Below are 23,253 nucleotides of genomic sequence, written 5' to 3'. Positions count from 1 at the left end.
CTGCTATGCGAAACTCGAAACTGAAAACTCTTTTAGCGCCGACGCTGCTCGGGCTGGCGATCTTCGCCGGCACCGCGCAGGCCGCCGCGCCACTGCGTCCACCCCAGGGCTATTTCGCGCCTGTGGATAAATTCAAGACCGGTGACAAAAGCGAAGGCTGCGATGCGATGCCGACGCCGTACACCGGGCCGCTGCAATTTCGCAGCAAATACGAAGGTTCGGACAAGGCCCGCGCGACGCTGAACGTGCAGTCGGAAAAAGCCTTTCGCGACACCACCAAAGACATCACCACGCTGGAACGCGGCACCGCCAAACGGGTGATGCAGTTCATGCGCGACGGTCGCCCGGAGCAGCTCGATTGCACGCTCAATTGGCTGACCGCGTGGGCCAAGGCCGATGCGTTGATGTCGAAGGACTTCAACCACACCGGCAAGTCGATGCGCAAATGGGCGCTGGGCAGCATGGCGTCTTCGTACATTCGCCTGAAGTTCTCCGACTCGCACCCACTGGCCCAGCATCAGCAGGAAGCGCAGTTGATCGAGGCGTGGTTCAGCAAAATGGCCGATCAGGTCGTCAGCGATTGGGACAACCTGCCGCTGGAAAAAACCAACAACCACTCGTACTGGGCCGCCTGGTCGGTGATGGCGACCTCGATCGCGACCAACCGCCGCGACCTGTTTGACTGGGCAGTGAAGGAATACAAGGTTGGCGTCAACCAAGTCGATGCCGACGGCTTCCTGCCGAACGAACTCAAGCGCCAGCAACGCGCCCTCGCCTATCACAACTACGCCCTGCCGCCGTTGGCGATGATCGCCAGTTTCGCCCAGGTCAACGGCGTTGATTTGCGTCAGGAGAACAACAGCGCGCTGAAACGTCTCGGTGATCGAGTGTTGTCGGGGGTGAAAGACCCGGACGAATTCGAGAAGAAGAACGGCAAAGAGCAGGACATGACCGATCTGAAAGAGGACATGAAATTCGCCTGGCTCGAACCGTTCTGCACGCTCTACACCTGTGCGCCTGATGTGATCGAGAAGAAGCACGGCATGCAGCCGTTCAAGACCTTCCGCCTCGGCGGCGACCTGACCAAGGTCTACGACCCATCGCATGAGAAGGGCAACAAAGGCTCATAAAGCAAAAGCCCCTCACCCTAACCCTCTCCCAAAGGGAGAGGGGACTGACCGAGGTGGTTGTACGAGTTACGCCGAAATGAAATGCCGAGTTGATCTCAGGCGTTGAAAAACAATCGAGATCAGGCTGCACAGAAATACCGAGTCGATCTCAGGTGTTGAAAAACAATCGAGATCAGGCTGCACAGAAATACCGAGTCGATCTCCATTTTTGAAAACCATGGAGATCAGGCTCCCTCTCCCTCCGGGAGAGGGCGGGGGGTGAGGGCAAGTTTTCAAGGCCCGGCACAACCCTGACAGAAACACCGTTTTGCCCCTCCACTACCACGGGGGGTTTGGGGGGGCTTTGGCCCTTGACTGTTGGTTTAAACATGGAGAGATCGGGATGGTATTTTCATCCAACGTGTTCCTGTTTCTGTTCTTGCCGATCTTTCTCGGCTTGTACTACTTGAGCGGGCAACGCTATCGCAACCTGCTGCTGCTGATCGCCAGCTACGTGTTCTACGCCTGGTGGCGTGTGGACTTCCTCGCGCTGTTCGCGGCCGTCACGCTGTGGAACTACTGGATCGGCCTCAAAGTCGGTGCCGCCGGTGTGCGGACCAAACCGGCGCAGCGCTGGCTGTTGCTTGGCGTCGCGGTGGACCTGTGCATCCTCGGCTACTTCAAGTACGCCAACTTCGGCGTCGACAGCATCAACGCGATGATGACGTCGGTCGGTCTTGAGCCGTTCATCCTCACCCACGTGCTGTTGCCGATCGGTATCTCGTTCTACATCTTCGAGTCGATCAGCTACATCATCGACGTGTATCGCGGCGACACCCCGGCCACGCGCAACCTGATCGACTTCGCGGCCTTCGTGGCGATCTTCCCGCACCTGATTGCCGGCCCGGTGTTGCGTTTCCGCGACCTCGCCGACCAGTTCAACAACCGCACGCACACCCTCGACAAGTTCTCCGAGGGCTGCACGCGGTTCATGCAGGGTTTCATCAAAAAGGTCTTCATCGCTGACACCCTCGCGGTGGTCGCTGACCATTGCTTCGCCTTGCAAAACCCGACCACCGGCGATGCCTGGCTTGGCGCGCTGGCCTACACCGCGCAGCTGTATTTCGACTTCTCCGGCTACAGCGACATGGCGATTGGTCTGGGCCTGATGATGGGGTTCCGTTTCATGGAAAACTTCAAGCAGCCGTACATCAGCCAGTCGATCACCGAGTTCTGGCGTCGCTGGCACATCAGCCTGTCGACCTGGCTGCGTGACTATCTGTACATCACCCTCGGCGGTAACCGTAAAGGCACGCTGATGACGTATCGCAACCTGTTCCTGACCATGCTCCTCGGCGGTCTGTGGCACGGCGCGAACATCACCTACATCGTCTGGGGCGCCTGGCACGGCATGTGGCTGGCGATTGAAAAAGCGCTGGGCCTGAACACCTCTCCGCGCAGCCTCAACCCGATTCGCTGGGCGCTGACCTTCCTGCTCGTAGTCATGGGCTGGGTGATCTTCCGTGCCGAAAACCTGCACGTTGCCGGGCGCATGTACGGCGCGATGTTCAGCTTCGGCGACTGGTCGCTGTCGGAACTCAATCAGGCCAGCCTTACCGGTCTGCAAGTGGCGACTCTGGTTGTTGCGTACGTGACGCTGGCGTTCTTCGGTCTGCGCGATCTGTACACCAATCAGCCGCCAGCCAAGAGCAAACCTGAAGTCAACGTCGAGGCCAACGGCCCTGCCACCGAAACCCCGGGAATGATCAAAGCCGCTCCTGGCGAAAACCCGGCAAGCATCCACGAGCCTGGCTACACCGTCGGCGTCGAAGCCCAGGTGCAACCGGCTTACTGGACGGCGGACTGGTCGCGCTACGTGATGCGCGGTCTGATCCTGCTGCTGTTCATCGCCTCGATTCTCAAACTCTCGGCGCAAAGCTTCTCGCCGTTCCTTTACTTCCAGTTCTGAGGGATCTGACATGACCCGCTCATTACGCATCTTCTACATCGCCCTGTTCCTGGTGACCCTGTTGGTCCTCGGTCTGTGGTCGGTTCGCAGCTTCTTCGGCTTCAGCACCAACGCCGATGCGACGGTGCTCAACGGCCGCTGGACCAAAGCCGTGGAAACCCACTATGACGAAGAGTTTCCGATCAAGCGTCTGGGCACCAATCTCTGGGCCGCGCTGGATTTCAAACTGTTCAACGAAGGTCGTCCGGGCGTGGTGCTCGGTCGCGACCAGTGGTTGTACAGCGATGAGGAATTCAACCCGATCGTCAACGAAGAGCTGAACCTGCAAGGCAACTACGCGCTGGTTGAAGGCGTGCGCCAGACCCTGAAAGCGAAAGGCGTGAAACTGGTGATGGCGATCGTGCCGGCCAAGGTTCGTCTGTACCCGGAGCATCTGGGTGAAGTGAAACCGGCGAGCATCCACGAAAACCTCTATCAGGATTTCCACCAACGTGTGGCGGCCGACAAGATCCTCGCCCCTGACCTGCTCAAGCCATTGCAACAGGCCAAGCAGAATGGTCAGCAAGTGTTCCTGCGTACCGATACGCACTGGACGCCGGAAGGCGCCGAGATTGCCGCGAACACCCTGGCGAAAACCATCGCCGACAAGTTCCCGCTGAGCGGCGAGCCGCAACGCTTCGTTACCACGCCAGCGGAGAAGGTCACGCACAAGGGCGATCTGCGTCTGTTCCTGCCGCTCGATCCGCTGTTCGAAAACCTGATGCCGGCGCAAGAGCCACTGCAAAAGCGCAACACCGTCGCGGCTGGCGATCAGCCTGCCGGTGACGACGCGCTGTTCGCCAGCAATGAAGTGCCGGTGGCACTGGTCGGCACCAGCTACAGCGCCAACCCCAACTGGAACTTCGTCGGTGCGCTGAAACAAGCGCTGCACAGCGACGTGGTGAGCTACGCCGAAGACGGCCACGGCCCGATCCTGCCGATGCTCAGCTACCTGAAAAGCGATGACTTCAAGAACAGCCCGCCACAGGTGCTGATCTGGGAGTTTCCTGAACGTTATCTGCCTGTGAACAACGAAATCGGTGACGCCGACCCGCAGTGGGTCGCAGAGCTTAAACAAGCCGGCGCGCGCCAACAAAACGTAGCAATCAACACTAACTCCGAGACGCCCGATCGGGCGCAAAACTGAAAGAGAGGTACACCATGACTTTCACTACTACTCCTCGTCGTCTCGCTAAAAGCTTCGCACTGGTTGCTGGCCTCAGCGTGCTTTCCGTCCCTGCCTTCGCCGGTGGCGACGCCGCGCTGTACGGCCCGACCGCACCGAAAGGCTCGACCTTTGTGCGTGTCTATAACGCCAGCAATGCTGAAGTCAGCGCGACTGTCGGCAGCACCAACCTGAGCGACGTTGCGCCACTGGCCAGCAGTGACTTCAGCTTCATGCCGGGCGGTGATTACAGCGCCAAAGTTGGCAGCCAGACCCTGCCGGTGAAACTGGCTGGTGACCACTACTACACCCTGGTCAACAACGCTTCCGGCGCGCCGCAATTGATCGAAGAGCCGCCGTTCAAAAACAAGCAGAAATCCCTGGTGCGTGTGCAGAACCTCAGCGACAAACCGCTGACCCTGAAGACCGCCGACGGTAAGACCGACGTGGTGCCGAACGTGGCCGCCAAGGGCCGTGGCGAACGTGAAATCAACCCGGTGAAAGTCAGCCTGGCGCTGTACGAAGGCGACAAGAAAGTCGGCGACGTCAAACCGGTCGCGCTGGAGCGTGGTGAAGCAGCGGTGCTGTACGTCACCGGCAGCGGCAGCAGCCTGTCGCCAGTCTGGGTGAAACGCCCGGTATCGACTCGCTAATTATTTTTCCGATGAGACGCTGACCCCTGTAGGAGCTGCGGCACGCTGCGATCTTTTGACTTTGTTTTTGAAGATCAAGATCACCAGATCGCAGCCTTCGGCAGCTCCTACAGGGGAATGCGGCGGCCTCTCGGTACGAGACAAAAACAAGAGTGAAACGACACAGCGTTCGTGCCTCTAACCAATCGATTTTATGGAGTAAACAATATGATTCCGGTGATCTTGTCAGGTGGTAGCGGTTCGCGTCTCTGGCCGCTTTCGCGTAAGCAGTTCCCTAAGCAATTCCTCGCCCTGACCGGCGAACACACCCTGTTCCAGCAGACCCTCGAGCGCCTGGTGTTCGAAGGCATGGACACCCCGATCGTGGTCTGCAACAAGGATCACCGCTTCATCGTCAACGAGCAGTTGGCCAATCGCAAACTGGAATGCCAGCGCATCCTGATGGAACCGTTCGGCCGCAACACCTCGCCGGCCGTGGCGCTGACCGCGATGATGCTGGTCAATGAAGGCCGTGACGAACTGATGCTGGTACTGCCGGCCGACCACGTACTGGAAGACCAGAAAGCCCTGCAACGTGCTCTGGCCCTGGCTACCGTTGCCGCCGAAAACGGCGAAATGGTCCTGTTCGGCGTGCCGGCGACCAAACCGGAAACCGGTTACGGCTACATCAAATCCACCGGCGATTCGCTGCTGCCCGAAGGCGTCAGCCGCGTTTCGCACTTCGTCGAAAAACCTGACGTCAAACGTGCCACTGAGTACGTGGAGTCCGGCGGTTACTACTGGAACAGCGGCATGTTCCTGTTCCGCGCCAGCCGCTTCCTTGAAGAGCTGAAAAAGCACGACCCGGACATCTACGACACCTGTCTGCTGACCCTTGAGCGCAGCCATCAGGACGCCGACACCATCACCTTCGACGAAGCCACCTTCGCCTGCTGCCCGGACAATTCCATCGACTACTCCGTCATGGAAAAAACCCAGCGCGCCTGCGTCGTGCCACTGACCGCTGGCTGGAGCGATGTCGGTTGCTGGTCGTCACTGTGGGAAGTCAACGAGAAGGACGCCAACGGCAACGTCACCAAAGGCGATGTAGTGATTCAGGACAGCAAGAACTGCATGATCCACGGCAACGGCAAACTGGTGTCGGTGATCGGTCTGGAAAACATCGTCGTGGTCGAAACCAAAGACGCCATGATGATCGCCCACAAAGACAAGGTTCAGGGCGTCAAGCAGATGGTCAACACGCTCAACGAGCAAGGCCGCAGCGAAACCCAGAACCACTGCGAGGTTTACCGTCCGTGGGGCTCGTACGACTCGGTGGACATGGGCGGGCGCTTCCAGGTCAAGCACATCTCGGTGAAACCGGGCGCGTGCCTGTCGCTGCAGATGCACCACCACCGCGCCGAACACTGGATCGTGGTCAGCGGCACCGCCGAAGTGACCTGCGATGAAAACGTGTTCCTGCTCTGCGAAAACCAGTCGACCTACATCCCGATCGCCTCGGTGCACCGCCTGCGCAACCCGGGCAAGATCCCGCTGGAAATTATCGAAGTGCAATCGGGCAGCTACCTGGGTGAAGACGATATCGAACGCTTCGAAGATATCTACGGCCGCTCCACCCCGATCGAACGCGGCGTGTCGGTGAAAACCATCGCGCAATAACTGATCGATAAAACAAGAAGCCCCCGTCCAGCCCGCTGCGTCCCCTATCCGCAGCGGGTTGGGCGGGGGCTTTTTTTAAAACGCTACCGAGCTGAACAGTGTTGCCCTTTTTTCGACAGCGTCCCGATTGATCAATACGAAGTATCGCTGACTGACAGTTTTTTCCTCCGTGTTGAGTCATGAGGACAGGAGCGCGAAAATCTCTTTCCCCGATTCAACATTTTTACGCGGCGCTGATGTTTATGCTTTGCGACTCTCGCCACATCGATTCAGGCAGTTGTTTTACCCGTGTGGGCGTGCGCGGACGGTAACCGCTTGCTTGCTCATCGTCCTTCGCACCTTCGGTTTCTCCATCACACTGGCAAAGGACTTCGATCCTCCGAACAGTTTTCGTTCTCTGGAATAAACCCCGATCGTTGCCGCCCCCTGACTGCTCTGATAGTGGATATCCCAAGACTTGGTTTTGGGTTCGTACTTCATGAAAGCGAAAGCAGTTAGTTGGGTTACGACCTTGCCACCTTCATTATCGAAGCCATAGTCCATGTATTCCATGGCCACACTCATGCCCATTCCATGATCGGCTGATGACAAGCGATTGTATTGGTCTGCCTCTTTATTACCCTCAACATGCCGTACCCTCAAAGTGTTGTCATTCAGCTGATCGACGGTCAGCGAGCAACCACTGAACCCGGGCGTAAAAACGTATTCGGGTTCGGTCCCCTTTGGATGCATCGGTATGTCGATATAACCACCCTGAGCCACCCAATAACCTGACACGGCGCTGGATTGGTCAGGTATTTCCCCGCCAGGAATATCGACAACCTTGATCGCATTGAACTCTCCGCGTACAGGGCCGCTGTAACTTATTCGCTGCATGGAAAATATCAAGCTGGCGCCACCCTGCTTCTTCGCAAGTTGCGAAGCGATGTCCTTGGAATACCCAGCCTTTTGGGGCATGAACAAGTCGGTATTGACGGTCTGTTGACTGAATTGCGGAACCGTTAACGCCTCACGAATATTGGTCGCTTTGGCGGTGAACGACACCGAGTTGTGCGCTTTACCTGCATCAACAGGAACCGCCCCTGGAATGTCACGATCCGCGCCGACCGCGAGCACTGGCGTCCATAAACCGTTGGCCTGTTTTTTTCGGGTTTCGGCTCCATCCGCATCCTTGTAAGTCAGCGGATTGTTGCGCACCATCCGGTACAGATTAAGACCGTCGATAGCACCCGCCGGATCCGGGTTAAGCCACCGCTGCAAGCCAGGCATGTAATAGCGATAACCGTAGCAGTACAGCCCCGTCGCATCCCGTTCCTTGCCCGAATAACGAATGGTTTTGTAACTGACTTCGGTGTCCTTGCTCCACGCCGTCTCACCGAAGGGATCAAAGGTTTCCTGACTGATAATCCGGGCATCCTTGCCCAGTTCCAGACTGGTCGATCCCAAATGATCAGTAAGGCTGTAGCGATAATGGTCATTGGCACTACCGGGCAGTGCACTTTCCCAATGCAGCACGCGCACACTGTTGAGTACACCCTCGGCGATGATCACTTGCAGCTGTTCTGCAGTACCGGTGTTGCTGCGCAGTTCCAGTCCTGGCAAATAGCGCACGTCGTAAACCAGGCCACGGATGTTTGTCTGCAACGAGCGAGTTTTGCGCACCCTCAAGCCTCCACCGTCGTAGACATATTGTTCAACATCATTGCGCTCATCGCCCCGCTCCACAGGAGTCACCGACTGCAGTTGATTACGCAGACTCCACATCAGTGGCCGCCCAGGCTCCAGTGCCCGCAGGTTGCCTCGGGGATCGAATGCCGCCGTGATTTCATCTTCCGTGGGCGGAACATCATCTCTGTAAGGTAGACAGCGATTGCTGAAAAGAGAGGCTTTCATCTTGCGACCGTTACGCACGCCGACATGAGTCAACTCCAGCAGGTTGCCGGACTCGTCGTAGCGGTAGGTCTGGCGGTAGTTACTCAGCGCCGCCGGATCGAAACGTTGAATGGAGGCTGGGCCTTGGCTCGCAGAGCCCGCCTCCCAGCCGGTTGCATCCCTCAGCTGATAAAGGCTGTCGTAGTTGAAACGACTGATCGGATCGATGCGTTGATTGGCGAAATAGCGGATCGGCAGGGCCTTGTCCTCAATGCTCAGTACGTTGCCCATCGCATCATAGTCATAGAGCAAATGTTGCAATGCTTCACCAGCGCTGTTGGCGGCGTAGCGCTTCAGCAAGCGACCGTCTTCGGGTCGATAAGTCAATGTCGTCACGACGCCATTAATCGCCCGTTCGTACTCGACTTGCCCCTGCGCGTTATAGCGGATATCGCTCACCAGCGTTCGCGGTTCAGATTGGTGCTTCAATTGCAGGTGACTGGCCCGCAAGCGCCCATCGAGTGACAATTCACTGCCTTGGCGATTGCCCCGTGCATCGAGCTGGTCGATCACTTGGCCCAGCGGCCCGAAACGCCATAGGGTTGTTGCCCCCTCGCCGGGTTCCAGTAACCGGCTCCGTTCAGCCACCGATTCGGGCCAGTCAGGAGTCACCGGATCCTGCGTGAATTGCCGGATGTTTTCAGTGCATTGACCGCTGATGGCAAAGGCTTCCAACAACACGCTGCCCGCCGGGTCGTCATGGCGAAGTAGTTGCCCGAGCTGGTTGCGGACCGGGTCAGCGACGCCGGGCTGGCCGTACAGGAAACGTTCGACGCAGCGTCGCGGTTGGGTCTGTCCTTCTTCGAATACCACCATCGGACGCAACAACTGATCGTATTGCACTTCGCGCGAGGTACCGCGGCTGTCCCACTCGAACAGCACTTGCTGAGCGAGCCCGGGCAAGGCGATTTGCCTTCCGGCATCAACGCTGTCCGAGCGCAGTACTTGTCGGCTCAACGCAAACACCGTGGTCAGGTTGGCGCGGACCAGCGAATCGTCTGCGTGCAGGGTCCATAACCGCGGATCCCACTGAGCGACCGGCCGCCCCGCCGGATCATGAAAGGTGCGGTGCACCAGAGCCTGAGCCGGGCCAATCTCTTCGCTGCACCAATAATCGACCGTACGTATCGACAGTCCACGCGGGTCGCGCACCAGCAGTGACGGTGTTTTGCTATGCACGCCCACGATATCCCTCCGCAACCATAGCGTCCTTTTGTCTGCCAGTAGCAAAGCAACTCGAGGCGCACATGCCAACTGTCAGAAATTACAGTCCCGACCAACGGTGCAGTGGTTTGACAGCCGAATGTCCATTCCGACAGCCCTTCGGTAGGATGGTGTGCACGAACTCAAGGAGCGTTCCAACATGTTCATCGGCATTCTGCTGGTCATCACCTGGTTGATCCTGCTGTTGCGCTACCCGGCCAAAGCTTTGCCGGTTTCGGTGGCGGCGGCGATTGGCCTGGGTTTTGTGGCCATGTGGGTGGTGTGGCTGGACAACCGCGAGGTCAAGCAACTGGCGCGTCTTGAGATGCGTATCGCTTACGCCCCGGAACAATGCCCGGCCGATCGTCCGCTGCAACTGAAAATGAAAAACGGCAACGACGTGCCCCTGACCGAACTGCGCTGGCGCATCGCTGCCTACGCGCCGGGCGACACGGTCAATCTGGCCGACAACCAATACACCGCCCCGCGCTATCGTGGCCCCGGCGAATTGCAGGCCGGCGGCGACTGGGAAGACTGCCTGCCGATGCCGCCGCTACGCTCCGGTTATCGCCCGCAAACCCTGGAGTTTCGCGCCGAGCGATTGCAAGGTAGTTTCTCCGACTGATCCCCTCCCACGATTTTTTGCACAAGGAAAGCGCCATGCCCGTTGCGTTGATTACCGGTTGTTCCAGCGGCATCGGCCGCGCCCTCGCCGATGCGTTCAAAGCTGCTGGCTACGAGGTCTGGGCCAGTGCGCGCAAGGCTGAAGACGTGGCGTTGCTGGCGTCGGCCGGGTTCACCGCCGTGCAACTCGACGTCAATGACAATGTGGCGCTGGAGCAGCTTGGCGAGCGGATCAACCAGCAACACGGCGGCCTCGATGTGCTGATCAACAATGCAGGGTATGGCGCCATGGGGCCTCTGCTCGACGGCGGCGTGCCGGCGATGCAACGCCAGTTCGAGACCAACGTGTTTTCGATTGTCGGGGTCACGCGCGCGCTGTTCCCGGTGCTGCGCCGGGCCAAGGGTCTGGTGGTGAATATCGGCAGTGTTTCAGGGGTTCTGGTCACGCCGTTCGCCGGTGCCTATTGCGCATCGAAAGCGGCGGTGCATGCGTTGAGCGATGCACTGCGCATGGAGCTCGCACCGTTCGGCATTCGCGTTATGGAAGTTCAACCGGGGGCGATCCAGTCGAGTTTTGCCAAGAACGCCGGGCATGAAGCTGAGCAGTTGATCAATGAACAATCGCCGTGGTTTCCACTGCGTGAGGGCATTCGCGCGCGGGCCAAGGCGTCGCAGGACAAGCCGACCCCGGCCAGTGAGTTTGCCGCTGAACTGTTGAAGGCTGTGCAGCAGAGCAAACCGCCACGGCGGGTTCGTATTGGTAATGGCAGCCGGGCGTTGCCGTTGTTGGCGGCGTTGCTGCCTAAAGGGTTGCTGGAGTCGACATTGATGAAGCGGTTCGGGTTGCGCGCAAAGCTCTGAGACCGGGTTGACGCTTTCGCGAGCAGGCTCGCACACATTGGATATCTGTCATGCCGAAGGTCCCCTGTGGGAGCGAGCCTGCTCGCGAAGAGGCCAGATCAGCCAACACTCATCCCCAGCCCTTCATGAAATCAATGAACGCCCGCACTTTCAGCGGCAAATGCCGGGTGTCAGGGTACAGCGCATACACCCCCTGCTGCGCAAACCGGTAATCCACCAGCAAACGCTGCAACCGCCCGGCATCGAGATCGTCCTGAATCAACCATTGCGGCAGTATCGCCACACCTTGCCCGGTCAATGCAAAGGCCCGCAGCGTTGCCGAGTTATCCGCAACAATCGCGGTGTTCCCCGGTTTAGGCTGATAGAAATGCTCCACACCGGCCGGATCGCTCACGGTCATTTCCGGCACCCGCCCATGCCCTAACGTCGGCATCGACTCCAGCGTTGCCAGCGTGGCCACCGGCGCAAAGCGTTCGACCAACCCCGGCGCCGCCACTGCAAACACTTCGAACGTCGATAACTGCACTGCACGCAGATTGGAGTCGTGCATGCGCCCCAGACGAATCGCCAGGTCAAACCGCTCGGAAATCAAATCGGCATGGGTCGATGATGTGGACAAATGAATATTCAGTTGCGGTTGCTGCTGGCGAAACACTTCCAGCGCCGGCACCACCTGGGCCAGAGCAAATTCGACAGTCGTGGTGATGCGCAAGGTGCCCTTAAGCTGAGCGTGCTCCGAACGCGCCTCTTCGATCGCCAGCCGCGCCTCATCCAGCGTGCGCAAACAGCGTCGATAAAAGCGCTCACCGGCATCGGTCAGCGCCAGTTGCCGCGTATTGCGGGTGAGCAAGGTCACGCCCAGCTCCTCCTCCAGGCGCTTGAGGTTGAAACTGACCACGGCTCGCGTTTGCCCCAATGTGTCAGCAGCAGCCGTGAGTGATCCCGCCTCGACCACCGCTTTGAAGGTGTCAAACCGATCCAGACTGACCATATCCAAAGCCCCCCTTGTCAAAATAATTTTGACAAACTAGCAGCCAAACCAGCGTTTTCCTATGACCAGAAGCGCCCTACCCTGCACGTCTCATCACAGGGAAGCTGCCATGGCTTATCGTTCGAAAGTCGCGCTGGTGTATTTGTTGGGCTTCGCGCTCGACCTGCTGAACATGTTCGTCGCCAGCATCGCCTACCCCGACATCGCGCAACAATTGCACGCCTCGGTCACGCAACTGGCGTGGATCAGCAACGCCTACATGCTTGGCCTCACGCTGATCATTCCGCTGAGCGTGTGGCTGGCGACCCGGATCGGCGAGCGGCGCTTGATCCTCGCCTCGCTGCTACTGTTCGGTGTGGGCTCGGCACTGGTGGCGCAGGCGGGATCGATTGAAAGCCTGATTGCCTGGCGACTGCTGCAAGGCCTCGGTGGCGGACTGCTGCTGCCGGTGGGCCAGGCCTTGGCGTATCGACAGTTCCCGGCGACGCAACGCGCGCACTTCACCGGAGTGGTGTTGCTGGTGGCGCTGCTGGTGCCGGCACTGTCGCCGGCGGCCGGTGGACTGATCGTTCAAGCGCTGTCGTGGCGCTGGATTTTTTACCTGAATCTGCCGGTGACACTGCTCGCACTTGGGCTTGGCCTGCTCTGGTTGAAAGCCGATCAACCGTTGACTGAACGCCCGACGCTGGACGCGCGCGGCCTGCTGCTGGCAGCCTCGGCGCTAAGTTTACTGTTGATCGCCATCAGTCTGTTGAGCGACGCCGACACCCGTAACCTCGGCATCATTGCCCTGCTGCTGAGCCTTCTGACCCTGTGCATTTACCTGCGCGATGGCTGGCGCAAACCCGGCGCGATCCTCGACCTGCAACTGATCAAGAACCCGTCGCTGCGTGTGGCGATGCTGATCTACCTGTGCGTGCCGGGAGTGTTCACCGGCACCCACATGATTGCAGTGTTGTACCTGCACAACCTCGGTGTCGGCGCGGCACAAACCGGCGCGCTGATGCTGCCGTGGGCAGTCGGTTCGGGCGTGGCGATCATGCTTGGCAAGCGCAGCTTTAACCGCCTCGGCCCCAAGCCATTGCTCAGCGCCGGCATGCTCCTGCAATGCCTGGGCATCGTTTTGCTGATGCGCAGCGAACAACCCGCCAGCACGCCGCTGATCATCGCCTATGCCCTGATGGGGCTGGGCGGTAGCCTGTGCAGCGTCACCGCGCAGACCTTGGCCTTTGTTGGTATCGCGCCAGAAAAAATGGGCCACTCCAGTGCCCTGTGGAACATCAATCGCCAACTCGGTTTCTGCCTCGCGGCGGCGCTGCTCGGTTCACTGCTGGGCGCCTTGGGCGGTGTTGGTTTCCAAGCCTGTTTTATCGCTGCCGCCCTGCTCACGCTGTTGCCGATGGTCGCCGTCCTGCGTTTCGACTCGACCCACGTGCTCGCGCTATTGAACCCGACTGCCCTTGAGGAAAAAACTGCATGAACGACGCCACACCCTACCTGGACGAAGTGATCCAGGCGCACGAAGCCATCGAACGATGGTTTGCCGTAGAAGAAGATGACGCCGCGCTGCAGCGCTTGCTGGCGCGTTTTTCGCCACGCTTTTCCATGGTGACGCCGTTGGGCAGAGCGCTGGATATCGATGCCTTGCGCCTGCTGTTCCGAGCCGCAGGCGGACAGAAGAAAGGTTTCAGAATCCAGCTCAGTGAGTTACGTGTGATTGCCCTGCATCAGCGCGGCGCGACCTTGAGTTACCGCGAACAGCAAAGCGATGCGAGCGGTGTGCACACGGATCGGCGTTCGACCGTGGTGTTTGAAAAACTCGAAACCGGGCGGGTGTTGTGGCTGCATTTGCAGGAGACGTTTTGCGCTGAGTGATTGCTCGGTGTTGGTCTGAAATACCGAGTCGCCCCCATTCGCGAGCAGGCTCGCTCCCACATTTGAAATGCATGACCTCTGTGGGAGCGAGCCTGCTCGCGAAAGGAGCCACACGGTCTGTCAGTTAACCACCGTGCTCTGATTCACCACCACCGTGCAGGTAATCCCCGCCGCCAGCAGCACACCTTCCGGCACTTCATCAATATGAATCCGCACCGGCACCCGCTGCGCCAGTCGTACCCAGTTGAACGTCGGGTTCACATCGGCGATCAGCTCGCGGCTTTCCGGGTTGTCGCGGTCATAAATGCCGCGCGAGATGCTCTCCACGTGGCCCTTGAGCACTTCGCCGCTCATTAACTGCATGTCGGCCTCGTCACCGACTTTGACGTGGGGCAGTTTGGTTTCTTCGAAGAAGCCGTAAACCCAGAACGAGTTCATGTCGACCACGGCCATTTTCGCCTCGCCGATGCGCGCGTAGTCGCCGCGATGCACATTGAGGTTAGTCACATAACCGTCGACCGCCGCGCGTACTTCGGTGCGTTTGAGGTTGAGTTCGGCGGCTTCCAGTTGTGCTTGGGCGTGTTGGTAATCGGCCAGCGCGGCGTCGGCGATGTTGCTGGCGTCATCGCGGTTTTCCTTGGAGATCACCAGGTTGTCCAGATCGGCGCGGCGATGGGCGTTGACCTTGCGCATCTCCCACGTCGACTTGCGCGAGGCGACCAGCGACTGCGCCTGTTTGACCGCGATGCGGTAGTGCTCGGGGTCGATCTGCATGAGCAAATCACCCTTCTTCACTAACTGGTTGTCGCGCACCGGCACATCGATCACTTCACCGGTGACGTCGGCGGCGACGTTGATGATGTCGGCGCGGACTCGGCCATCTCGAGTCCACGGCGTGTTCATGTAATGCTCCCACAGCGTGCGGCCGATCCACAGTGCCAGGGCCAGCACCAACAGGGTTGCGAGCAGGCTGAAAAACTTTTTCATCACGATGTTCTCAACGGTAGACAGTCAGCGCCATGGCGCCGAACAGACAGGTAAACAGACTCAGGCGCAACAGCGCCGGGTGCCAGAAGAAGCGGTACAGATCGAACCCGGACAAGAAGCGGTCCACCGCCCAGGCCAGTGCCGCAGCGATGAAAAACATCAAGGTCATGGTCGGCATGTACACGCCGTGGAAGGCGATTTCACGAGGCATGGGCAAGTCCTTCGGGCTTGGCGACGGCGTAGGCAGCGAGTGGAGATTGCGGGTCGAGCAGCGAAGTGCGGATGAAGTGCAGATAGCTTTTCACCCGACGCAGCGCCGAGGTATCGAAGTGCGGCGCGAACGGTTCGTCAGTGGCCGCTACGCGACTGATCGCATGGTCGACCGCGACCAGTGCGCGTTCGAGATTGCTGGCGTTCGGTTGCAGGAACAGTCGCACCAGCGCGCGGCCCATCACGCGGATTGCCTGCCGCCACGGTTGCGATTCGGCATAGGCCGGGTGCACCGGCAAAATCGCCTGTTCCTTGCGCAACTCGATGATTGCGTGGCCGACTTCCAGGACCACGAACATCCAGCGCAGCAGGTTCTTCTGCACCTTCGGCTGCCCGGCCGCGAGACCGTAAGCCTGGTGCAGCAAATCACGGGTGCGACTCTCGAAACTCGACGCCAGGCCTTTGAGCTTGCCGCTGATCGCATAGACCACTTGACCACGCAGATCCTGCTCCAGGCGCTTCCACAACCAGCGACTGTTCGGCGGCAGAATAATCGCCCCGGCAGCGGCACACACCAGCATGCCCATGACCATGGCGATGTAGTCGTTGATGAAGGTGTACGGGTTGTAAATGGTCAGGTTGTCCGGCACCGAACCGGTGCTGAAGAAGATCAGCAAACCTAGGCCGACACCGGCGTATTGCGGGCGCGAGGTGAGGAACGAGCCGAGCACGATCACCGGCGCGAGCATCACGCACAGCAGCGGGAAACCATCGATCCACGGGAAGATGAAAAACATCTCGACAAAGCCGATCAGCGCACCGAGAAACGTGCCGCACGCCATCTGGAAAGCCATGCGTTTCGGGTTCGGTGTAGCGGCGGACAGGCCCACGGTGGCGGCGGCGATCAGGGTCATCGTCGCACCGCTTGGCCACGCAGTGGCAACCCAATAACTGCCGAGCACCACCAGAATGAACGAGGCGCGAATGCCCGACGCGGCTGCGGCCCACCAGTTGGTTTGCGGGGTGAAGGGCTCGTCCCAGCGCTCACGTTCGTGGCGGTGATCGGCCAATGACGCGTGGGTCTGTGCATAACTGTGCAGGTCGTCGACGAAGCGATAAAGCAGTTCGTAGGCGGTGTGGAAATCCAGTTGCTCGGCTTCGCTTGGATCGGTTTCCTGGAAGATTGCTCGCAAGCTTCGAACCCGTGCCGGCAGCCCCTCCTTGTAGGTCGCCAGCGCTGTCGCCAAACGGGCGGCGTCGGGGCTGGTCAGAGCACGACCGCTGAAGCCGTCGAGCACTTCGGCGAGATCCTGCAGACCCGGTCTGATCGCGGCAACCACATGTTCTTCGCCGTTGCCGCGCAAGCGTTCAAGCAACTGATGCAGCGCGTTGAAGCGCGTGGTGATGCCCATGAACTCGCTGTTCAAACGACTCAATCGGCCGTTGCGCCGACGCATGTGCGGGTCTTCGAACACGGTCACGCTGCGCAAGCCTTCAAGGCCCACGGCTTCAGCGATGAAGCGTACGTTACTGGCCTCGAAAGACTCGGCTTTGCTGCGCCCGCGCAGGCCATCGGTGACGAACAGCGCGAACACGCCGAAGCGCTGATACAAGGCGTTGCGCATGGCGGCGCTGGCGGTTTGCGGCAGGATCGCGGCGCTGATCAGGGTCGAGCAAAGAATCCCCAGCGAGATCTCCAGCACCCGCCACACCGCCGCCATAAATGCGCCGTCCGGGTGCGCCAGCGCCGGCAGCCCGACCATCGCCGCGGTATAGCCGGCGAGGACAAAACCGTAAGCGCGAAAGTTACGGCAACGCGCGGCACCGGCCGAGCAGATGCCGACCCAGATCGCCAGCGAGCCGAGGAACAGCTCAGTGTTCTGCGCAAATAACGCAATCAGCGTGACCATCATCGCCGACCCGGCCAACGTGCCGAGGAAGCGATAGAAACTCTTGGCAAACACCTGGCCGCTCTGCGGCTGCATGACGATGAACACGGTGATCATCGCCGTGCGCGGTTGCGGCAATTCCAGGCGCATGGCCAGCCACAGGGTGAGGAATGCGGCGATCAACACCTTGAAGATGTAGACCCAGGTCACGCCATCGCTGCGCGCCCAGTCGAAGAAACCACGGCGCCATTCCAGGGAGTAGAGCCAGCGCAGAGGTGCGGGCAAGGGGGTCATTTAATTGTGCTCAAGAATTCAGGCAAGACGCGATACCTGTAGGAGTGAGCCTGCTCGCGATGGCGATTTTACATCCAACATTTCTGTTGACTGATACACCGCTATCGCGAGCAGGCTCACTCCTACAATTTGATGTGTGTTCAATGCAGGAGAACCGGGGTTTTCGGCGCTTGGGTTTTCTCGGCGGTCGGCACATCGTTGCCTGCCCCCAGCCCACCACCCAGCGCTGTCACCAGTTCGGCATGCGCACTCAACCGCGCCGCCTGCACCTGCTGCTGCACCTGCTGCTGCTTGAACAGCAACGTCTGCGCATTGAGCACGTTGAGGTAATCGGTGAGGCCGCGCTGATAAGCGATCATCGCGATGTCGTAGGTCTTCTGCGCCGTGGCCACCGACTCGGCGGCGAAGCCTTGCTGCTTGTCCATCGACTCGCGGCGGATCAACTGATCGGAGATGTTCTTCAGCGCATTCACCAGCGTCTGGTTGTAATGCGCCACGGCGATGTCGTAACCGGCGGAGGCCTCACCCAATTCGGCGCGCAGTCGGCCACCGTCGAAGATCGGTAGCGAGATCGCCGGACCAACGTTGTAGTTGAGTTTCTTGCCGGTCAAAAACTCCAGCGCGCCCCCGCCGGTAGCCATGTAGCCGAGGCTGCCGACCAGATCGACGTTGGGGTAAAACCCGGCATGCGCCACATCGATACCGCGCGCCTGCGCCGCCACTTGCCAGCGACTGGCGACCACATCGGGCCGCTGGCCGAGCAATTCGGCGGGCAATGCCGATGGCAGTTTCAGCGCAGCACCGAGGGACAATGTCGGGCGCTGCAACTGTGCGCCCGCCCCCGGACCTTTGCCGGCGAGCGCAGAGATCTGGTTGCGACTCAGGGCGATTTCTTCATCCAGCGCATCGAGCTGACGATGGGTTTCCGGCAGTGGCGTTTCGGCTTGGCTGACTTCGAAGTGCGTGCCGATTCCGCCGTTCAAGCGCTTCTGCGCCAGATCGAGAATCTGTTGCTGCTGCTTGAGCGTCGCGGCGACGATGTCGCGCTGCGCGTAATGCAGCGACAGTTCGATGTAGGCGCGAACGATGTTGTTCTGCAATTCAAGCTGCGCCAGCCGCGCCTCGGCCGCGCTCATGTGCGCCAGATCCACCGCGCGTTCACTGGCATTGCTTTCACGGCCCCAGAGGTCGAGCGCATAGCTGAAACCCAATGCGGCGTTGTTGTCCCAGGTGGTGGTGTTGGCCAGATCGCCGGGGCCGTAGAACTGATCGGTCGGCCAGTTGTGGCGTTTGAGGGTCGACTCGCCATTGATCTGCAATGACTCGGCGGATTCGGCGACACCGGCCATGGCTTTGGCTTGACGTACTCGCGCAGCGGCCATGGCCATGCTCGGGCTGCCCTGCACGGCGAGGTCGATCCAGCGATTGAGTTGCGGGTCGCCGTAGGCTTGCCACCATTGCGCGGTAGGCCAGTTGGCGTCACGGGCGGCGTGGGCGATGGCATCGTCGGTGGCCAGTGTATTGGCCTCCATTGCCGTGCCCTGTGGGGCAATTCCGTCCGTTGAGATGCAGCCGCCAAGACCCAGGGTAAAAGCCAGAACACTGAGCGGCAAAAGCGCTCTGTTGATGCGACGCGGCACAGCTGCGAATTCCTGAGAGAGGGGTAGATCGAGAACCCGTGTTGGAGCTGCCGCAGGCTGCGATCTTTTGATCTTGATTCCCTTAAAACAAAATCAAAAGATCGCAGCCTTCGGCAGCTCCTACAGGGATCGGCGCAATTCTATGGAAGGCCCCGTACGGCGATAAGCTGGGATTTCTGTGAATCTTTGTTACGGTTAACGAGATAATCCTTAAGTCTGGGGTCTCAGCCCCCGAAACTTCGTGTCACAATTTGCCATCTCCCTTGAGAGCACCACATGGACACTTTGCAAAACATGCGCGCCTTCAGTTGTGTCGCCGAAGCCGGCAGCTTCACTGCCGCCGCCGTGCAACTCGACACCACCACCGCCAACGTCTCGCGCGCGGTCTCCAACCTGGAAGCCCACCTGCAAACCCGTTTGCTCAATCGCACCACGCGGCGCATTGCCCTCACCGAAGCGGGCAAGCGCTACCTGCTGCGCTGCGAGCAGATCCTTGCCTACGTCGAAGAGGCCGAAGCCGAAGCCAGCGACGCCCACGCACGCCCGGCCGGGCAATTGAAAGTGCACACCATGACCGGCATCGGTCAGCACTTCGTCATCGACGCCATTGCCCGCTACCGCAAAACCCACCCGGACGTGACCTTCGACCTGACCCTGGCCAACCGCGTGCCGGACCTGCTCGACGAGGGCTACGACGTGTCCATCGTGCTCGCCAGCGAGTTGCCGGACTCAGGTTTTGTGTCGCAACGCCTGGGCATCACCTACAGCATCGTCTGCGCCTCCCCGGCCTACGTGAAAGCCAACGGCGCCGCGCAAAAGCCCAGCGACCTGCTCAACCACGCCTGCCTGCGCCTGGTCAGCCCAGTGATCCCCCTGGAAAAATGGGCCTTCGACGGCCCGGAAGGCCAGGAAATGGTCACCATCAACAGCTCGCCGTTTCTGGTGAACTCCGCCGACGCCATGAAAACCGCGATCACCAGTGGCATGGGCGTGGGCGTGTTGCCGGTGTATGCGGCGATCGAAGGTTTGCGTAACGGCACACTGGTGCGGGTCATGCCGAACTACCGCTCGCAAGAGTTGAACCTGTATGCGATCTACCCCTCGCGGCAATATCTGGATGCGAAGATCAAGACGTGGGTTGAGTATTTGCGCGGCTCGCTGCCAGAGATTCTCGCCGCCCACCAAGCCGAATTGGCCGCCTACGAACTCAGCGGCAGCCTCGCCGGCGCACGCGTCGCCAACTGATTTTCAACACACCACGAAACCCGTAGGAGCTGCCGCAGGCTGCGATCTTTTGATCTTGATGTTTAAAAATCAACAGATCGCAGCCTACGGCAGCTCCTACAGAACGGGGATTTCGCGGATGTTTCCGACAGGTTTTGCAGGTTGTCCGTCGGAAGTGCGGTGGCTAGGATTTGGGTGTCGCTGACGCATCAGCGACCGGGTCTGGAAAACCCGATTTCAACTACCAAAGCTCATGGCATACTGCGGCGCTTTTTAGCTCGCAATGTTATGGCGGCTGTGCGCGGGAGGCCCTAGGGCCTGCCGGTTTTGGTGAGTTGACCGGTTTTTCCAGTCCGCGCACAGCTGCCACCCTTTCGCCTGGAAAACGAAAAGTGGCAGCTTCAACTCAACTTGCCACGAGTATGTTTCCTATGTTCAAACCAACGCCTAATCCACCTGAAACCGACGACACCACCCCCTACGAATTCCCCGGTTCGAAGAAATTCCACGAAGCCGCCGAGCGCGCCCTCGACCACTACCTCAAACCCAACGCACTCACCCTGCGCTTCCACAAACCCAGCACCATGTTCCAGGTCGCCCCCGAACAGGACAGCGAAAGCCTGCTGGTCCACGCCTGCGAATCACTGGCCCAAGCCAGCCTCATGACCAGCGACATCGCCGCCTACATCGACCTGCCGCAACGGCGGACGATTCTGGCGATTCAGCAGATCATCATGCTCGCTGAACTGGCGGTGAATCGCGTGCTGGATAACCACGAGATCCCGCAATCCCCGTCACACAGCTAAAACCCCCTCACCCTAACCCTCTCCCAAAGGGAGAGGGGACTGACCGAGGTGTTTGGGTGAGCTACGCCGACATGAAATACCGAGTCGACCCTCAGACACTGAAACAGATCAAAAGCCCCTCACTAGCCCTCTCCCCGAGGGAGAGGGGACTGACCGAGGTGTTTGGGTGAGCTACGCCGACGTGAAATACCGAGTCGACCCTCAGACACTGAAACAGATCAAAAGCCCCTCACCCTAGCCCTCTCCCGGAGGGAGAGGGGACTGACCGAGGTGTTTGGGTGAGCTACGCCGACGTGAAATATCGAGTCGACCCTCAGATTCTGAAACAGATCAAAAGCCCCTCACCCTAGCCCTCTCCCCGAGGGAGAGGGGACTGACCGAGGTGTTTGGGTGAGCTACGCCGACATGAAATACCGAGTCGCCCCTCAGACACTGAAACAGATCAAAAGCCCCTCACCCTAGCCCTCTCCCGGAGGGAGAGGGGACTGACCGAGTTGTTTGGCAGACCTACGCCGACGTGCGATACCGCGTTGAACTCAGGTTTTGAAAAGCACACAAATCGGCCCCCTCTCCCTCGGGAGAGGGCTGGGGTGAGGGGCAAGAACACCACAAACCCAAAGCCAAGCGCGCCGCGCTCTTCACCACTCAACAGGATGAGCGTTAGCTCGGCTGAAGCTCTTGATCTGTAGGGCGACGTCGGAAGGCTGAGTGGAGGGATTGATCCGGGCGTGGGAGCGCAGCGACCGTTTGGCGAAGCCAAACACAGCGAGAGGAGGTGCAGCGAAGCAAACCGTAGACGCTGCGCCCGGATCAATCCCGGAGCGAAGGAACCCCGAGCCCCAGCGAGCGGGCCGCACGTAGGAGCAAGCGTTTTTTGCTTACTTTTTTAGGCGCTTGTAAAAAAGTGAGTCGCCGTAAGGGCGAAACCGCCAGCCGCAGCCCCCGAAGCAACGGATATACACCCAAAAACCCCAAGAACATGGTCGGCCCAAAGGCCGCCAAGACACCCCAAAACAAAAATGTTAGCGTGCTTGGTATCAAGCCCGAACAAGAGCCAAAAACGATGAAAAAAACTGTCCTGGCCTTCAGCCGCATCACCCCGCCCATGATCGAAAACCTCCAGCAAGAGTTCGACGTCATCGTCCCCAATCCAAAAGCCGGCGACATCAACGCCCAATTCAATGAAGCCCTGCCCCACGCCCACGGCCTCATCGGCGTCGGCCGCAAACTCGGCCGCACACAACTGGAAAACGCCGCAAAACTGGAAGTGGTCTCAAGCGTCTCCGTCGGCTACGACAACTACGACCTCGCCTACTTCAACGAACGCGGGATCATGCTCACCAACACCCCCGACGTGCTCACCGAAAGCACCGCCGACCTCGCCTTCGCCCTGATCATGAGCAGCGCCCGCCGCGTCGCCGAACTCGACGCCTGGACCAAAGCCGGCCAATGGCAAGCCAGCGTCGGCGCGCCACTGTTCGGCTGTGACGTCCACGGCAAAACCCTCGGCATCGTCGGCATGGGCAACATCGGCGCCGCCGTCGCCCGCCGTGGCCACTTCGGCTTCAACATGCCGATTATCTACAGCGGCAACAGCCGCAAGACCGACCTGGAACAACAACTTGGCGCGCAATTTCGCAGCCTTGATGAACTGCTCGCCGAAGCCGACTTCGTCTGCCTGGTCGTGCCACTCAGCGACAAGACCCGCCACCTGATCAGCCATCGCGAACTGGCGCTGATGAAGCCCGGCGCGATTTTGGTGAACATATCTCGTGGCCCGGTCGTCGATGAACCGGCGTTGATCGAAGCCCTGCAAAACAAACGCATTCGTGGCGCCGGCCTCGACGTCTACGAAAAAGAACCGCTGGCCGAGTCGCCGCTGTTCCAGCTCAGCAATGCCGTGACCCTGCCGCACATCGGCTCAGCGACGAATGAAACCCGCGAAGCCATGGCCAATCGCGCCCTCGCCAACCTGCGCAGTGCCCTGCTCGGCAAACGCCCACAGGATCTGGTTAACCCGCAAGTCTGGCGCGGATAAAAAAACACGGGCAAGTGCAACATCGCACTTGCCCGTTAGTTATTGCTATACACAACTTGAAATTGAACAACAAACCAATTTAAAC

General features: G+C 59.6%; 18 protein-coding genes. 12 read left to right on the top strand and 6 right to left on the bottom strand.

Going from position 1 to position 23,253, the window contains the following annotated elements; genetic code table 11:
• The first annotated feature begins 5 nt into the window (after positions 1-5).
• The 5 genes from CKW14_RS12755 to CKW14_RS12735 all read left to right on the top strand — a co-directional run bounded on the left by CKW14_RS12755 (position 6) and on the right by CKW14_RS12735 (position 6,594).
• Entirely contained in the window at positions 6-1,130 is a 1,125-nt protein-coding gene (locus CKW14_RS12755; protein WP_095125434.1) for a mannuronate-specific alginate lyase, read from the top strand.
• Positions 1,131-1,512: 382 nt separating this feature from the next.
• On the top strand, positions 1,513-3,078 hold the full coding sequence (locus CKW14_RS12750; protein ID WP_095125433.1) for an MBOAT family protein: 1,566 nt from the start codon (positions 1,513-1,515) through the stop codon (positions 3,076-3,078).
• A gap of 10 nt (positions 3,079-3,088) precedes the next feature.
• A complete protein-coding gene (locus tag CKW14_RS12745; protein ID WP_095125432.1) occupies positions 3,089-4,264 on the top strand; it encodes an alginate O-acetyltransferase in 1,176 nt (391 codons plus the stop codon).
• Between the two features lie 14 nt (positions 4,265-4,278).
• A complete protein-coding gene (locus CKW14_RS12740; protein WP_007914291.1) occupies positions 4,279-4,935 on the top strand; it encodes an alginate O-acetyltransferase AlgF in 657 nt (218 codons plus the stop codon).
• A 207-nt stretch (positions 4,936-5,142) separates the two neighbouring features.
• The gene (locus CKW14_RS12735) at positions 5,143-6,594 is read left to right on the top strand and encodes a mannose-1-phosphate guanylyltransferase/mannose-6-phosphate isomerase (RefSeq protein WP_095050986.1); all 1,452 of its coding nucleotides are present in this window, start codon (positions 5,143-5,145) and stop codon (positions 6,592-6,594) included.
• A gap of 282 nt (positions 6,595-6,876) precedes the next feature.
• On the opposite strand, the gene CKW14_RS12730 is transcribed toward CKW14_RS12735, so the two are convergent.
• Complete coding sequence (locus tag CKW14_RS12730) at positions 6,877-9,711, bottom strand: RHS repeat domain-containing protein (RefSeq protein ID WP_095125431.1); 2,835 nt, start codon at positions 9,709-9,711, stop codon at positions 6,877-6,879.
• Positions 9,712-9,889: 178 nt separating this feature from the next.
• Here CKW14_RS12730 and CKW14_RS12725 point away from each other — a divergent pair, with 178 nt between their 5' ends.
• Together CKW14_RS12725 and CKW14_RS12720 are read left to right on the top strand one after the other, a co-directional pair.
• Entirely contained in the window at positions 9,890-10,354 is a 465-nt protein-coding gene (locus CKW14_RS12725) for a multidrug transporter (RefSeq protein WP_095050988.1), read from the top strand.
• Positions 10,355-10,389: 35 nt separating this feature from the next.
• Positions 10,390-11,214 (top strand): SDR family oxidoreductase, encoded by an 825-nt coding sequence (locus tag CKW14_RS12720; RefSeq protein WP_095125430.1) that lies wholly within the window; start codon positions 10,390-10,392, stop codon positions 11,212-11,214.
• Positions 11,215-11,323: 109 nt separating this feature from the next.
• Here CKW14_RS12720 and CKW14_RS12715 read toward each other — a convergent pair whose 3' ends face one another.
• Positions 11,324-12,205, bottom strand: a complete 882-nt coding sequence (locus tag CKW14_RS12715) for a LysR family transcriptional regulator (RefSeq protein ID WP_095049817.1) — start codon at positions 12,203-12,205, stop codon at positions 11,324-11,326.
• A 109-nt stretch (positions 12,206-12,314) separates the two neighbouring features.
• On the opposite strand from CKW14_RS12715, the gene CKW14_RS12710 reads away from it, so the two are divergent.
• Entirely contained in the window at positions 12,315-13,685 is a 1,371-nt protein-coding gene (locus CKW14_RS12710) for an MFS transporter (protein ID WP_095049816.1), read from the top strand.
• Positions 13,682-14,080 carry a DUF4440 domain-containing protein gene (locus tag CKW14_RS12705; protein WP_095049815.1) on the top strand — a complete coding sequence of 133 codons (399 nt, stop codon included), beginning with the start codon at positions 13,682-13,684 and terminating at the stop codon, positions 14,078-14,080. The genes CKW14_RS12710 and CKW14_RS12705 overlap by 4 nt, the downstream gene beginning before the upstream one ends.
• Positions 14,081-14,200: 120 nt before the next feature.
• Here CKW14_RS12705 and CKW14_RS12700 read toward each other — a convergent pair whose 3' ends face one another.
• The 4 genes from CKW14_RS12700 to CKW14_RS12685 all read right to left on the bottom strand — a co-directional run bounded on the left by CKW14_RS12700 (position 14,201) and on the right by CKW14_RS12685 (position 19,100).
• Complete coding sequence (locus tag CKW14_RS12700) at positions 14,201-15,067, bottom strand: HlyD family secretion protein (protein WP_095049814.1); 867 nt, start codon at positions 15,065-15,067, stop codon at positions 14,201-14,203.
• Between the two features lie 10 nt (positions 15,068-15,077).
• Positions 15,078-15,278, bottom strand: a complete 201-nt coding sequence (locus tag CKW14_RS12695; RefSeq protein WP_007914106.1) for a DUF1656 domain-containing protein — start codon at positions 15,276-15,278, stop codon at positions 15,078-15,080.
• Positions 15,268-17,460, bottom strand: a complete 2,193-nt coding sequence (locus tag CKW14_RS12690; protein ID WP_095125429.1) for an FUSC family protein — start codon at positions 17,458-17,460, stop codon at positions 15,268-15,270. The genes CKW14_RS12695 and CKW14_RS12690 overlap by 11 nt, the downstream gene beginning before the upstream one ends.
• Before the next feature lie 140 nt (positions 17,461-17,600).
• Entirely contained in the window at positions 17,601-19,100 is a 1,500-nt protein-coding gene (locus CKW14_RS12685; protein WP_095049812.1) for an efflux transporter outer membrane subunit, read from the bottom strand.
• A gap of 276 nt (positions 19,101-19,376) precedes the next feature.
• On the opposite strand from CKW14_RS12685, the gene CKW14_RS12680 reads away from it, so the two are divergent.
• The 3 genes from CKW14_RS12680 (at position 19,377) to CKW14_RS12670 (ending at position 23,168) form a co-directional block, all read left to right on the top strand.
• Entirely contained in the window at positions 19,377-20,345 is a 969-nt protein-coding gene (locus CKW14_RS12680; protein ID WP_007914118.1) for a LysR family transcriptional regulator, read from the top strand.
• A 410-nt stretch (positions 20,346-20,755) separates the two neighbouring features.
• A complete protein-coding gene (locus tag CKW14_RS12675) occupies positions 20,756-21,130 on the top strand; it encodes a DUF6124 family protein (RefSeq protein WP_095125428.1) in 375 nt (124 codons plus the stop codon).
• A 1,063-nt stretch (positions 21,131-22,193) separates the two neighbouring features.
• On the top strand, positions 22,194-23,168 hold the full coding sequence (locus tag CKW14_RS12670; RefSeq protein WP_095049809.1) for a D-glycerate dehydrogenase: 975 nt from the start codon (positions 22,194-22,196) through the stop codon (positions 23,166-23,168).
• The last annotated feature ends 85 nt before the right edge of the window (positions 23,169-23,253 follow it).

The sequence above is a fragment of the Pseudomonas sp. Irchel s3a12 genome, from assembly GCF_900187485.1.
In the GTDB taxonomy this organism is placed as follows: Bacteria; Pseudomonadota; Gammaproteobacteria; order Pseudomonadales; family Pseudomonadaceae; genus Aquipseudomonas; species Aquipseudomonas neuropathica.
Note: the sequence above shows the minus strand (reverse complement) of the source record. Positions and strands in the feature narration are given on the sequence as shown.

Coding starts and splice junctions, on each gene's coding strand:
- CKW14_RS12695 (WP_007914106.1), bottom strand. CDS start 15,278: ATGCCTCGTGAAATCGCCTTCCACGGCGTGTACATGCCGACCATGACC.
- CKW14_RS12720 (WP_095125430.1), top strand. CDS start 10,390: ATGCCCGTTGCGTTGATTACCGGTTGTTCCAGCGGCATCGGCCGCGCC.
- CKW14_RS12750 (WP_095125433.1), top strand. CDS start 1,513: ATGGTATTTTCATCCAACGTGTTCCTGTTTCTGTTCTTGCCGATCTTT.
- CKW14_RS12755 (WP_095125434.1), top strand. CDS start 6: ATGCGAAACTCGAAACTGAAAACTCTTTTAGCGCCGACGCTGCTCGGG.
- CKW14_RS12735 (WP_095050986.1), top strand. CDS start 5,143: ATGATTCCGGTGATCTTGTCAGGTGGTAGCGGTTCGCGTCTCTGGCCG.
- CKW14_RS12705 (WP_095049815.1), top strand. CDS start 13,682: ATGAACGACGCCACACCCTACCTGGACGAAGTGATCCAGGCGCACGAA.
- CKW14_RS12690 (WP_095125429.1), bottom strand. CDS start 17,460: ATGACCCCCTTGCCCGCACCTCTGCGCTGGCTCTACTCCCTGGAATGG.
- CKW14_RS12710 (WP_095049816.1), top strand. CDS start 12,315: ATGGCTTATCGTTCGAAAGTCGCGCTGGTGTATTTGTTGGGCTTCGCG.
- CKW14_RS12725 (WP_095050988.1), top strand. CDS start 9,890: ATGTTCATCGGCATTCTGCTGGTCATCACCTGGTTGATCCTGCTGTTG.
- CKW14_RS12740 (WP_007914291.1), top strand. CDS start 4,279: ATGACTTTCACTACTACTCCTCGTCGTCTCGCTAAAAGCTTCGCACTG.
- CKW14_RS12715 (WP_095049817.1), bottom strand. CDS start 12,205: ATGGTCAGTCTGGATCGGTTTGACACCTTCAAAGCGGTGGTCGAGGCG.
- CKW14_RS12700 (WP_095049814.1), bottom strand. CDS start 15,067: ATGAAAAAGTTTTTCAGCCTGCTCGCAACCCTGTTGGTGCTGGCCCTG.
- CKW14_RS12680 (WP_007914118.1), top strand. CDS start 19,377: ATGGACACTTTGCAAAACATGCGCGCCTTCAGTTGTGTCGCCGAAGCC.
- CKW14_RS12745 (WP_095125432.1), top strand. CDS start 3,089: ATGACCCGCTCATTACGCATCTTCTACATCGCCCTGTTCCTGGTGACC.
- CKW14_RS12670 (WP_095049809.1), top strand. CDS start 22,194: ATGAAAAAAACTGTCCTGGCCTTCAGCCGCATCACCCCGCCCATGATC.
- CKW14_RS12675 (WP_095125428.1), top strand. CDS start 20,756: ATGTTCAAACCAACGCCTAATCCACCTGAAACCGACGACACCACCCCC.